The sequence below is a fragment of the Streptomyces sp. BYX5S genome (assembly GCF_054724165.1).
The window spans coordinates 4,828,601-4,841,186 of sequence record NZ_CM138829.1 but is presented as its reverse complement, the minus strand read 5'-3'; the positions used below and the strand labels follow the sequence as shown (position 1 = coordinate 4,841,186).

The window sequence follows — 12,586 nt, the reverse complement described above, 5'->3', positions numbered from 1 at the left end:
ATGGCAGAGCACGCAGCACACACCGGACAGGGCGGCGACCCGCGCGTCGACGGGTACTGCGACCCCCGCTTCGAGGGCGTCCGCGCCGCCTTCGAGGAGAACTTCCGCGAGCGGGGCGAACTGGGCGCCGCCGTCACCGTGCTGCTCGACGGCGAGCCGGTCGTCGACCTGTGGGGCGGCTGGGCCGACGCCGCGCGCAGCCGCCCGTGGCAGCGGGACACCCTCGTCAACGTGTGGTCGACGACCAAGGGCGCCACGGCACTGTGCGCGCACCTGCTGGCCGACCGGGGGCTGCTCGACCTGGACGCGCCGGTCGCCGACCACTGGCCGGAGTTCGCGGCGGCGGGCAAGGAGCGCGTCCTCGTACGGCATCTGCTGTCGCACCGCGCGGGCCTCGCCGGGCTGCGCGAACCGCACACGCTGGCCGAGCTGTACGACTGGGAGCTGACCACCGCGCGCCTCGCGGCCACCGAACCCTGGTGGGAGCCCGGTACCCGCTCCGGGTACCACGCCCTCACCTACGGCTTCCTCGTCGGCGAGGTCGTCCGCCGCATCACCGGACAGCTGCCCTCCGCGTACCTGCGGCAGGAGGTCACCGGCCCGCTCGGCATCGACTTCGCCATCCGCCTGCCGGAGAGCGAGGCGCACCGCGCCGCCGAACTGGTGCACCCGCCCGCAGCGGCGAGCAGTGAACAGGCCGCCGCCTTCCGCCAGTTGACGCCGCTCGCGCTCGCGGCCCTGGCCAATCCGCTGGCGGGCGCCGCCGAGGCGAACACCGCCGCGTGGCGGGCCGCCGAGATACCCGCCGCGGGCGGCCACGGGACCGCCCGCGGGGTCGCCGAGCTGTACGGCCTCTTCACCGGCCGCGAACGCCCCAAGGGCCACCGGGTGCTGTCGGCGCGGGCCGCCGAGCGCGTGCGCGAGGGCCAGGGCAGCTGCCGCGACCTGGTGCTCGGCGCCGGGTTCGAGCACGACACCGAGACCGGCCTCGGACTGTGGCTGAGCGGGCGCAACGGCTCGTACGGGCCCAACCCGCGGGCCTGCGGCCACGACGGCTTCGGCGGCTCCTTCGGCCTCGCCGACCCGGAGGCGGGCATCAGCGTCGGCTACGTCATGAACCACATGGGCGCGCACATCGCCGACGACCCGCGGAAGATGGCCCTCGTGGACGCCGTGTACCAGGCGCACGTGCCGCCCTCCTAGGCGGACGACGTCACTTCAGCCAGCCGTCCACCAACTCCTTGTTGTCCGCGATCCACTCCTTCGCCGCGGCCTGCTCGTTGCCCGTGCCCTTCTCCTGGAGGAGGAGTTCGAGGCTGCCGAGCTGGCTGCTGGTGAGGCGGAAGTTCTTCAGCCAGCCCGCGACCTCCGGGTTGGCCTTCGAGTAGCCCTTGGACGCGACGATCTGCACCTTGTCGGGCTTGCCGTAGGACTTCTTGGTGTCCTTGAGGACCTTCAGCGGCATCTTGGTGTACGCCCAGTGCGGCCGCCAGAGCGTGACGAGGACGGGCTTCTTGTTGTTGATCGACTTCTGGAGGGCCGAGAGCATCGCGGAGGTGCTGGACTCGGTGAGCTCGTACTCGTTCTTGAGGCCGTAGTCCGGCAGCACGTTGGAGCGGGTCAGCCGCATCAGGCCCGAGCCCGCCTCGATGCCGACGATCTTGCCGCCGAACATGTCGGCCTTCCCCTTGAGGTCGTCGATGGTGTTGACGTCCTTGACGTACTTGGGGACGGTCAGGTTCAGGTCGGCGGGCTCGTACCAGGTGGAGACCTTCTCCATCTTGGGCCCGAGCTTCTTCCAGTAGTTCTCGTGGGTGACCGGAAGCCAGGCGTCGAGGTAGAGGTCGACCTGCTTGTTGGCGACGCCCGTGTAGGTGCTCGCGACGTCGAGGTCGCGGGTCTCGACCTCGTACCCCTTGTCCTCCAGGATCTGCTTCCACAGGAAGGTCGCGGAGACCCCTTCGTCCCACCCGGCGACGTAGGCCAGCTTCACCGTCTTCGAGCCGCTGCTGTCGTCGTCGGAGCCGCCCTCGACCTTCGAGGTGTTGCCGCTGCACGCGGTGGCGAACAGGGCGAGCGAGGCGGCGGTGCAGCCGAAGAGATACGGGGTGCGCAGAAGTCGGTTGCGGGTCATGGCTGGTTCTCCTGTCTTCACGCGGAAACGGCGGCGGGTGCGGAGGTCTTGTCCGTGTCGGCCGCCGGGGCCGTCGCGGGGCGCCTGCGCCCCGGGCGGCGCAGGACGCGGGGGGTGGCGAGGGCACTGGTGAGGCGATCCAGGAAGATCGCGAGGAAGACGACGGCGAGGCCGCCCTGGAAACCGATCCCGATGTCCAGCTGGCTGATGCCGCGCACCACCACGGTGCCGAGACCGGCGGCGCCCACCATGCCGGCGATGACGACCATGGAGAGCGCCAGCATGATGACCTGGTTGATCCCGGCCATGATCGAGGGCAGCGCCAGGGGGAGCTGGACGCCGCGCAGGATCTGCCCGTGCCGGGCGCCGAAGGCGTGCGCCGCCTCCACGACCTCCGGGTCGACCTGCCGGATGCCGAGTTCGGTGAGGCGTACGGCGGGCGCGATGGCGAAGGCGATGGTGGCGACGACGCCGGGGACGAGCCCGATGCCGAAGAAGAACACGGCGGGGATGAGATAGACGAAGACCGGCAGTGTCTGGAGGAAGTCGAGGACCGGCCGCACCAGCGTGCTCACCAGCGGGCTGCGCGCCGCCCAGATCCCGATCGGGACCCCGATGACCACGGCGAAGACCGACGCGACCACGACGACGGCGAGCGTCTGCATCGCCGCCGTCCACAGGCCCATGCCCTGGATCAGCAGGAAGGCGCCCAGCGTGAAGGCGGCGAAGGCCCAACCGCGCGCGAAGTACGCGAGGGCGGTGAACACCACGATGATGACGACCATGTGAGGGGCCGTCAGTACGTACAGCACCGCGTTCACGAGCGACGTCATCACGGAGGTGACGGCGTCGAAGAGGCCGCCGAGGTTCTCGGTCAGCCAGTCGACGGCCTCACTGACCGGCGTGCCGAGGTCAACGCTGAACAGCATCGGCTGCCACCTCCTCCTGCTTACTGCCGGCGGATGCCGAACCGGCGCTGTCCTGCGGGGTGTTGGGGTCGGCGGGCGCCTCGGGCCCGGCGAGCGCGGTGAGCAGCGCCGCGCGCGGGACGACGCCGAGCAGCCGCCCGTCGTCGTCGGTCACCGCCAGCGGCACGGAATGCTTCCCGGCCGTCGCGAACAGGTCCACCAGCAGCGTGTCGGGGCCCGCCCGCCCGTACGCGTCGCTCAGACAGTCCGGGGCGTCCCGCAAGGAGGCGTGCCCCGCGTCGGCCGCCCGCGCGACGCCGTCGGCGTGCGCCACCCCCGCGACGCGTCCGGCGGCGTCGAGGACGTACACGGCGGTGGCCTCGGCGTCCGCGAGGGCGCGCAGGACGTCGCGCGGGCTGTCGTCCGGGCCGGCCGTCGTGAGCGGCGGGCGGAGCACGGAGCCCGCGGTGAGGACGCGGGAGCGGTCGACGTCGGAGACGAAGTCGCGAACGTAGGCGTCGGCGGGGGAGTCGAGGATGTCGGTCGCGGTGCCGAGCTGGACGACGCCCCCGTCGCGCATCACCATGATCCGGTCGCCGAGCCGCATCGCCTCGTTGAGGTCGTGGGTGACGAAGACGATGGTGCGGCGCAGGTCGCGTTGGAGCCCGAGCAGCAGATCCTGCATGTCCCGGCGGATCAGCGGGTCGAGGGCGCTGAACGGCTCGTCCATGAGCATGATCTCGGCGTCGGTCGCCAACGCCCGTGCCAGGCCCACGCGTTGCCGCATACCGCCGGACAGCTCGCTGGGGTACGCGTCGGCCCAGTCCGCGAGGCCGACCGTGCGCAGCGCCCAGTCGGAGCGCTCCTCCCGCTCGGCGGCGGTGGCGCCGCGCAGCCGCATCCCGTACGCGGCGTTCTCGCGGACCGTGCGGTGCGGGAAGAGCGCGAAGTGCTGGAAGATCATGTTGACCTTGCGGTTGCGCAGCTCGCGCAGTTCCGCGTGGTCCATGGCCAGCAAGTCCCGCCCGTCGACGTGGAGTTCGCCCGAGGTCGGGTCGACGAGACGGTTGAGCATCCGGAGCAGGGTGGACTTGCCGGACCCGGACAGGCCCATGACGACGAAGAGTTCGCCGGGTGCCACGGTGAAGGACACGTCGCGTACCGCGTGCACCGCGTTGTCCGCGGTCTCGAAGACCTTGTTGAGCCGTGCTGCTTCTATCACCGTGCCCCACCTCCGGGGAACCGCGCGAGGCGGTTGGAACGCATGTCCGAGCTGGTGTTTCGCATTGCGCAACAACTGTGCAGTACGGTGTGACGATGCCGTTGATCGTGACGGCGCGTCAAGGCTCTTGCGTACGGGCAACCGCGAATTAACGTCTACGGGCGATGAGTTGGGCCGTCGCCGACCGGGGCGGGAGGGTGCTGTGGTGACGACCGGCAGCCAGGGGCGGGCGCGCGATCGTGCGGTGCAGTCCGTCGACCGTGCGGTGTCCGTCCTGCAGATCCTGGCCGTGCGCGGCACGTGCGGCGTCACGGAGATCGCCGGCGAACTCGGCATCCACAAGACGACCGTCTTCCGGCTGCTCGCCACCCTGGAGGCGCGCGGTCTGGTCGAGCAGGGGGCGGGCCGCGGCCGCTACCGCATCGGCCACCCGCTCACCGAACTCGCCGCGGCGGCCGCGAAGTCCACCGACCTGTTCCTCGTCGGCCGCCCCGTCTGCCAGGAGCTGGCGCAGGCCGCCGGGGACACCGTGAGCGTGTCCGTCCGCGAGGGCCGGGACGTGGTGACGGTCGGTCAGGTGGCGGGGGAGTCGTCCATCGCCAGCGCCGACTGGGTCGGCAGGCGCACGCCGCTGCACGCCACCGCCGCGGGCAAGATATTCCTCGCCCACCCCGCCCCCGACCGGCACGGCCGCCTCCCCGCCGAGCTGCGCGGCAAACGCCTGGAGCGGTACACCCCGCACACCCTCACCCGCCGGGACCGGCTCGCCGCGGACCTCGCCGCCGTCCGCGAACGGGGCTACGCCGTCTCCTACGAGGAGCACGAGATCGGCCTGGTGTCCCTGGCGGCCCCGGTCCGCGCCCTGGACGACACGGTCGTCGCCGCCGTCACCCTCTCGGGCCCCGCCTTCCGGCTGCACCCGGACAGGCTGCCCGCGCTGGCGGGACAGGTGGTGGCGGCGGCCCGGAAGATCTCGTGGCGGCGCGGTCACGTCAAGCGGGGCTGAGCCCGGCCGGGGCGGGCGGTGGCGGTGGTCCGCCGGGTGTTGCCGCTCCTGTCCCCGGCGCACCTGGCGCGCCGCCGGCCGTTGCCCGTCACCGGTGTGCTCAGACGCTTCCTGGATAGGCTCCCCGTATGAGCAGCAAAGGTCGGGCGCGGGACACGTCGGTGCAGTCGGTGGACCGGGCGGTGTCGATCCTCCAAGTGCTGGCCGTCCAGGGGCCGTCCGGCGTCACGGAGATCGCCGACGCCCTGGGCATCCACAAGTCGACCGTGTACCGGCTGCTCGCCACGCTGGAGTCGCGGGGCCTCGTCGAGCAGGACAGCGAGCGCGGCAGCTACCGCATCGGCTACACCGTCGTCGAACTCGCGGGCGGCGCGACCAAGGGCAACGACCTGTCGCTGCTCAGCCGCCCGGTGTGCCAGGAACTCGCCGCGGCCGTCGGTGAGACGGTGAACGTGGCGATCTACGACGGCGAATCCGTCATCAGCATCGACCAGGTGCTCGGCAACGCCGCGATCACCAGCATCGACTGGGTCGGCAAGCGTACGCCCCTGCACGCCACGTCCGCGGGCAAGGTCTTCCTCGCGCACATGCCGCAGCCGGAGGCGGCCGAGATCCTGGAACAGCCGCTGGAGGAGTTCACGCCGCACACCATCACGGACTCCGCGCTCCTGAAGGAGCAGTTGCAGACCGTCCGTGAGCTGGGCTACGGGGTCATCAGCGAGGAGCTGGAGATCGGACTCGCCTCGCTGTCCGCCCCCATCAGGTCGCTGAACGGCGAGGTCATCGCCACCGTGACCGTCTCCGGTCCGACCTTCCGGATCAACGACCACACGATCTCCGGACTCGCGGAGCAGCTCGTGGCGGCCGGCGAGAAGATCTCCTGGCGCAAGGGCTCCATCCGGCGCGGCTGATTACGCAGCGGTAGGGGTTGACGACGGAACCACGCGCGCCGCACATTTGTCTCGCATCGCGTTGCTGTTTCGTATAGCGAAACAGGCCGACGTCGTTGCTCCGCGCATCCGTCACGCACACCCGCGTCCCTTGGAGCCGTCGTGCGCGCATCGACCACGAACCTGGACCCCCTGCTCCAGCCCTTCCAGCTCAAGCACCTGACCCTGCGCAACCGCGTGGTCAGCACCTCCCACGAACCCGCGTACGGCGAGGACGGTCTGCCCAAGGACCGTTACCGCGCCTACCACCTGGAGAAGGCCCGCGGCGGCGTGGGCCTGACGATGATCGGCGGCTCGGCCGTCGTCTCCCCGGACAGCCCGCCCGCCTTCGGCAACCTGCTGCTGTACCGCGACGAGATCGTGCCGTGGCTGCGCCGCCTCACCGACGACGTCCACGCGGCGGGCGCGGCCGTCATGTGCCAGGTCACCCACCTGGGCCGCCGCACCAGCAACTGCACCGGCGACTGGCTGCCCGTCGTGGCCGCCTCCCCGCTGCGCGAACCCGCGCACCGCGCGTTCCCCAAGGCCGCCGAGGAGTGGGACCTGGACCGCATCGTCGCCGACTACGCGGCAGCGGCGGCGCGCTGTCGGGAGGGCGGCCTGGACGGCATCGAGGTGCAGTCCTACGGCCACTTCTTCGACAGCTTCCTCTCCCCGGCGACCAACCACCGCGACGACGCGTACGGCGGCGACCTGGAACACCGCATGACCTTCCCGCGCCGGGTGATCCGCGCGATCCGCGAGGCCGTCGGACCGGACTTCGTCGTCGGCATCAGGATGGCCCTGGACGAGGACCTGCCGGGCGGCCTCACCTTCGCCGAAGGGCTGGCCGCGGCCGAGCGGTTCGGCGCCGACGGCATCGACTTCGTCAGCGCGATCCGCGGCACCATCGACAGCGACGCGACGCTGTCCCGGACGATCCCGTCGATGGGCACCCCGCTCGGCCCGTTCCTCGACTTCACCGGCGAGATACGACGCCGGCTCGACCTCCCCGTCATGCACGCCGCCCGCATCGCCGACCCCGCCACCGCCCGGCACGCCCTGCGCGAGGGACTCCTCGACCTGGTCGGCATGACCCGCGCGCAGATCGCCGACCCGCACCTCGTCGCGAAGATCCGCTCCGGCGCCGAGGACCGCATCCGGCCCTGCGTCGGCGCGAGTTACTGCCTCGACGCGATCTACGACTCCGGCGACAGCAAGTGCGTCCACAACCCGGCCACCGGCCGGGAACTCCAGATCCCGCATACGATCCCCGCCTCAACAGGGCCGCGCCGCAGTGCCGTTGTGGTCGGCGGCGGACCCGCGGGCCTCGAAGCGGCCCGCGTCCTCGCCGAACGCGGCCACGACGTCGTGCTGTTCGAGGCGAACGACCAGCCCGGCGGCCAGATCCGGCTCGCCGCGCAGAACCCGCGCCGCCAGGACCTGCTGGGCATCGTCGACTGGCGGGTCGCGGAGTGCAAACACCTCGGCGTGGACCTGCGCTGCGGCGCCTACGCGGAACCGGCCGACGTGCTCGCCGCCCACCCCGACCTCGTCCTCGTGGCCACCGGCGGCCTGCCCGACCGCTCCTTCCTCACCGAGGGCGCGCACCTGGTCTACGACACCTGGGACGTACTGTCCGGCTCCCTCAAGCCACGCCGGGGCAGCACGGTCCTGGTCTACGACGACCACGGCGGCCACCCGGCCATGGACGCCGCGGAACTCCTCGTCACGCACGGCTCCGACCTGGCCGGCCTGGAGTACGTGACACCGGAACGCACCCTCGCGCCCGACGTCGGCAGCATGAACTCCCCGGCCTACCTGCGGGCGTTCACCGCCCACGACGTGACCGTCACCCTCGCCCGCCGCCTGCGCTCGGTACGGCGCAACGCCGACGGCCGGCTCACCGCCACCCTCCACAGCGACTACACCGGCACCGACACCGAACGCGTCGTCGACCACGTCGTCGTCGAGCACGGCACCCTCCCCAACGACGAGCTCTACACCGGCCTGCTGCCCGGCTCCCGCAACCACGGCGAGGTCGACCACCGCGCGCTCCTCGCCCACCGCGCACAGACGGTCGTCCGCAACGAGGCGGGCCGCTACCAGCTGTTCCGCATCGGGGACGCCGTCACCAGCCGCAACATCCACGCCGCCGTGTACGACGCCCTGCGCCTGTGCCTCCCGATCTGACGCGAGCCACCGCGAGCCACTGGAGAGAACGCACATGAACGCACCACTGTCCGCCTCGGCACCGGTGTCGCCTCCCGCGCCGGCCCGAGCCCGCGCCGACGCCGACACCCCCGCCGACCTGTTCGCCCGCCGCGCCGCCGGGTACAGCCTCGAAGCCCCCTTCTACATCAGCGACGCCTTCTTCGCCCTCGACGTCGCCGCCGTCTTCGCCCGCAGCTGGATCTTCGTGGCGGCGGAGGCCGAACTCCCCGAACCCGGCGACTACGTCACGGTCACCCTCGGCCCCTACTCCGTCATCGTCGTCCGCGACGACGACGAGCGGGTCCGCGCCTTCCACAACGTGTGCCGCCACCGCGGCGCCCGCATCCTCAACGACGAACGCGGCTCGGTCGGCAACATCGTCTGCGGCTACCACCACTGGACGTACGGCGTCGACGGACGGCTGCTGCACGCCGAGTCGCAGCCCGCCGACTTCGACCGCTCGTGCTTCGGCCTCGCGTCCGTGCACGTCCGCACCCTCGCCGGGCTCGTCTTCCTGTCCCTGGCCGCCGAACCACCCGCCGACTTCGACGCGTTCGCCTCCCGCGTCGAGCCCTACCTCGCCCCGCACGGCCTCGCGCGCGCCAAGGTGGCCCGGCAGACCGACCTCGTCGAGCACGGCAACTGGAAGCTCACCATGGAGAACAACCGCGAGTGCTACCACTGCGCGGGCCACCTAGAGCTCCAGCGCTGCTACTTCCCCCTCTACAACTTCACCGAGGACGAGGTGCCGCCCGGCATGCGGGCCACCTACGAGCGCTTCCGGGCGGCGGACGCCGAGGCACGTGCCACCTACGAGTCCCTGGGCCTGCCGCACACCACCCTCGAGGAACTGGACACCCGCCCCACCGGATTCCGCATCGAACGCGAGCCCCTCGACCTCGCCGGGGAGTCCTTCACCCCCGACGGCAAGGCCGCCGTGCGCCGGCTGCTCGCCGACTTCCCCACCGCCCGGCTCGGCCACCTCGGCCTCCATGTGCAGCCCAACGCCTGGTTCCACTTCTGCGCCGACCACGCCGTACTCTTCTCGGTCCTCCCGCTCGCCGCCGACCGCACCCTGGTGCGCACCACATGGCTCGTGCACGCGGAGGCCGAGGAGGGCGTCGACTACGACCTCGACACCCTGACCGGGGTGTGGACCGCCACGAACGAGCAGGACGCCGTCTTCGTCGCCCGCGCCCACCGCGGCATCGCCAGCCCCGCGTACGCCCCCGGCCCGTACAGCCCGACGGAGTCGCAGGTCGAGTCCTTCGTGAACTGGTACGTGACCCGGCTGACAGCACATCTGGACGGACACCTCGACGCGCACCAGGAGGGACCATGACGACAGTGACGCCGACGGCCGCGGGCATCCCGGCGGCCTGGGCCGACGGACAGCTGGTGTGCAAGCAGGTCCACGACGTGACGGCCGACGTACGCACCTTCGTCCTCGCGCCCACCGAACCCCGGCTCTTCCGGCACGCCCCCGGCCAGTTCCTCACCCTCCACCTCGACATCGACGGCGCCCCCGTCGAGCGCTGCTACACCATCTCCTCCGCCCCCACCCGGCCCGACCTGGCCACCATCACCGTGAAACGCGTCCCCGGCGGCCTGGTGTCGAACTGGCTCCACGACCACCTGACACCCGGTGGCACGGTCTGGGCGCGGGGGCCGCTCGGCCGGTTCACCATCAACCACCACCCGTCGCCCAAGTACCTGTTCCTCTCGGCGGGCAGCGGCGTGACACCCCTGATGTCGATGACGCGCACGCTGTACGACCTCGCCCACCCCGTCGACGTCGTCTTCGTCCACAGCGCCCGGACCTTCGACGACATCGTCTTCCGCCGGGAACTCGACCTCATCGCCGCCACGTCCCCCCACTTCCGCGTCCGGCACGTCCTCGACGACCACGGCGAGCAGCTGGACGCACGCCTGCTCCGCCGGACCGCTCCCGATCTCGCGGAACGCGAGGTGTTCAGCTGCGGCCCCGCGGGCTACATGCGAGCCGTCCGCGACGCCCTCGTCTCCGAGGGCTTCGACATGTCCCACCACCACGAGGAGGCCTTCACGATCGAACCACCGGCATCCGCATCCGCACCCGGCACCGGCTTCAAGGTCGAACTCGCCCGCAGCGGCCGCACCGTCGCCTGCGACGCCGACACCCCCGTCCTGGCCGCCGCAGCCCGCGAGGGCATCACCCTCCCCGCGTCCTGCGCCCAGGGCATCTGCGGCACCTGCAAGGCCATCCTCCTGTCCGGCTCGGTCGACATGCGCCACGCGGGCGGCATCCGCCCCCGCGAAATCGCCGCCCACAAGATCCTCCTGTGCTGCTCGGCCCCTCGGGAGGACCTGGTGATCGACGCGTAGCCGTTCGCCCGAAAACGGCATGCCAGGACGCGTGTTCGGGTTTACTCGGTGCCATGAATGAGTCGATACGTCCAGAGCCGGGGGCGGGCCTGCTGAGGGGCAGGACCGTGATGATCACCGGCGCGTCGAGCGGGATCGGTGAGGCGGCGGCGCGGCTGTTCGCCTCGGAAGGGGCGGCCGTCGTCCTCCTGGCGCGTCGTGAGGAACGGCTCGCCCACCTCGTCGGCGAGATCGAGAAGTCCGGCGGGCGGGCGGCGTTCAGCGTCGGTGACGTCACGCGCGCCGAGGACGTGGAACGGGCCGTCGCCACCGCCGTGGAGCGCTTCGGCGGGCTCGACGGTGCCTTCAACAACGCCGGTTACGCCGGATCCGTCTTCGGCCGGACCCATGAGCTGCCGGAGGAGGACTTCGACCGGATCATGGACGTCAACGTGCGGGGGACGTGGAACTGCCTGCGCCGCCAGATCCCGGTCATGCTCGCCGCGGGCGGCGGCTCCGTCGTCAACACCGCGAGCTCGGCGGGCCTCATCGCCACCGGCGCGCCGTCCCCGTACGTCGCGGCGAAGCACGCCGTGCTGGGCCTGACCAAGGCCGCGGCCGCCGAGTACGGGGCCCAGGGCGTCCGCGTCAACTCCCTTGTCGTGGGCACCACGCGGACCGAAATGATCATGTCGGCGGTGGAGGGCAACCCCGCGCTGGAGGAGGCGTTCGTGGCGCGCCAGGTCCAGAAGCGGATGGCCGAGCCGCAGGAGGTGGCGGAGGCGGCCCTGTGGCTGCTCAGCGACCGCTCCTCGTTCGCCACCGGCAGCCACGTGGCGGTGGACGGCGGCATCCTCGCCATCTGACGGGCGCCCCGTGGACCCGCGCCGGGCCGGCCGCCGCCGACCGGCCCGCGCGCATGCCCCGGTCAGTTCCGGTCCGTGCCCTCCTTGTCGTACCGGGCCCGCAGGTCCTCCCAGAAACCGAGGCCGACGGATTCGAACAAGGCCCGCACCGGCTCCTGTCCTGCGCTGTCCAGGTCGCCCTCGGCCACGCGGGCCAGAGCGGCGCGCATCGCCGTCGCCGCGCTGCCGATGTTCACGAGCGGCGCGATGACCAGCGCGTACCCGGCCTCGCGCAACACGTCCAGGCCCACCTCGGGCGTCTTGCCGCCCGGTACGACGTTGAACAGCGCGGGCGCGCCGACCTCGGACGGCACCCGGCGCACCTCCTCGACCGACCGCGGGGCCTCGAAGAACACCAGGTCGGCGCCCGCCTCCACATACCGGTTGAGCCGCCGCACCGCCTCGTCGAAGCCGTGCGTGGCACGGGCGTCGGTGCGGGCGACGAGGACCGTGTCCGGGTCCCGCCGCGCCTCCGCCGCCGCCTCGATCTTCGCGGCGAACTCCTCGGCGTCCACCACACGCTTCTCGTCGAGGTGCCCGCAGCGCTTCGGGAACTCCTGGTCCTCCAGCTGAATCGCCGCGACCCCGGCGTCCTCGTACAGCCGCACCGTCCGGTACGTGTGCGTGAGGTCACCGAAGCCGGTGTCCGCGTCCGCGATCAGCGGGATGTCCAACAGGCCGGACAGCAGCCCGGCGTGACGGACCATGTCGGACTGCGTGGCGAGCCCGATGTCCGGCAGCCCGTTCGCGGCGGCCACGGCGGCGCCCGACATGTACGCGGCCCGGAACCCGGCCCCGGCCGTCAGCGACGCCGACAACCCGTCGTACACCCCCGGCGCGAGCACCGCCGACCGCTCCCGCAGGATCTCCCGAAGCCGACGCCGCGTGTCCGTCATGAGGTTCCCTTCGCACAGTCGATGTTGCG

Annotated in this window: 11 protein-coding genes; 7 read left to right on the top strand and 4 right to left on the bottom strand. The window is 71.8% G+C overall.

Annotated elements, in window-relative coordinates; translation table 11 throughout:
- A complete protein-coding gene (locus ACYBSK_RS22095) occupies positions 1–1,203 on the top strand; it encodes a serine hydrolase domain-containing protein (RefSeq protein ID WP_460243012.1) in 1,203 nt (400 codons plus the stop codon).
- Between the two features lie 10 nt (positions 1,204–1,213).
- Here the strand turns inward: ACYBSK_RS22095 and ACYBSK_RS22090 are convergent, their stop codons facing one another.
- Genes ACYBSK_RS22090 through ACYBSK_RS22080 form a run of 3 tightly spaced genes read right to left on the bottom strand, consistent with a single transcriptional unit; the run spans position 1,214 to position 4,264 of the window.
- Positions 1,214–2,134, bottom strand: coding sequence for a glycine betaine ABC transporter substrate-binding protein (locus ACYBSK_RS22090; protein WP_460243011.1), 921 nt, complete (start codon positions 2,132–2,134; stop codon positions 1,214–1,216).
- Between the two features lie 17 nt (positions 2,135–2,151).
- Entirely contained in the window at positions 2,152–3,063 is a 912-nt protein-coding gene (locus tag ACYBSK_RS22085; protein ID WP_457478930.1) for an ABC transporter permease, read from the bottom strand.
- Complete coding sequence (locus ACYBSK_RS22080; protein WP_460243010.1) at positions 3,047–4,264, bottom strand: quaternary amine ABC transporter ATP-binding protein; 1,218 nt, start codon at positions 4,262–4,264, stop codon at positions 3,047–3,049. The genes ACYBSK_RS22085 and ACYBSK_RS22080 overlap by 17 nt, the downstream gene beginning before the upstream one ends.
- Before the next feature lie 205 nt (positions 4,265–4,469).
- Between ACYBSK_RS22080 and ACYBSK_RS22075 the strand changes: the two genes are divergently transcribed.
- From ACYBSK_RS22075 to ACYBSK_RS22050, 6 genes are all read left to right on the top strand, one after another.
- Positions 4,470–5,270: an IclR family transcriptional regulator gene (locus ACYBSK_RS22075; RefSeq protein WP_460243009.1), complete on the top strand. Its 801-nt coding sequence runs from the start codon at positions 4,470–4,472 to the stop codon at positions 5,268–5,270.
- Between the two features lie 128 nt (positions 5,271–5,398).
- Positions 5,399–6,181 (top strand): IclR family transcriptional regulator, encoded by a 783-nt coding sequence (locus ACYBSK_RS22070; protein WP_460243008.1) that lies wholly within the window; start codon positions 5,399–5,401, stop codon positions 6,179–6,181.
- A gap of 141 nt (positions 6,182–6,322) precedes the next feature.
- Complete coding sequence (locus ACYBSK_RS22065; RefSeq protein WP_460243007.1) at positions 6,323–8,392, top strand: oxidoreductase; 2,070 nt, start codon at positions 6,323–6,325, stop codon at positions 8,390–8,392.
- A gap of 34 nt (positions 8,393–8,426) precedes the next feature.
- Entirely contained in the window at positions 8,427–9,755 is a 1,329-nt protein-coding gene (locus tag ACYBSK_RS22060; protein ID WP_460243006.1) for an aromatic ring-hydroxylating oxygenase subunit alpha, read from the top strand.
- Positions 9,752–10,777 carry an FAD-binding oxidoreductase gene (locus ACYBSK_RS22055; RefSeq protein ID WP_460243005.1) on the top strand — a complete coding sequence of 342 codons (1,026 nt, stop codon included), beginning with the start codon at positions 9,752–9,754 and terminating at the stop codon, positions 10,775–10,777. The genes ACYBSK_RS22060 and ACYBSK_RS22055 overlap by 4 nt, the downstream gene beginning before the upstream one ends.
- Before the next feature lie 53 nt (positions 10,778–10,830).
- A complete protein-coding gene (locus ACYBSK_RS22050; RefSeq protein ID WP_457478923.1) occupies positions 10,831–11,622 on the top strand; it encodes an SDR family NAD(P)-dependent oxidoreductase in 792 nt (263 codons plus the stop codon).
- A gap of 62 nt (positions 11,623–11,684) precedes the next feature.
- On the opposite strand, the gene ACYBSK_RS22045 is transcribed toward ACYBSK_RS22050, so the two are convergent.
- A complete protein-coding gene (locus ACYBSK_RS22045; RefSeq protein ID WP_460243004.1) occupies positions 11,685–12,557 on the bottom strand; it encodes an isocitrate lyase/PEP mutase family protein in 873 nt (290 codons plus the stop codon).
- Between the last annotated feature and the right edge of the window lie 29 nt (positions 12,558–12,586).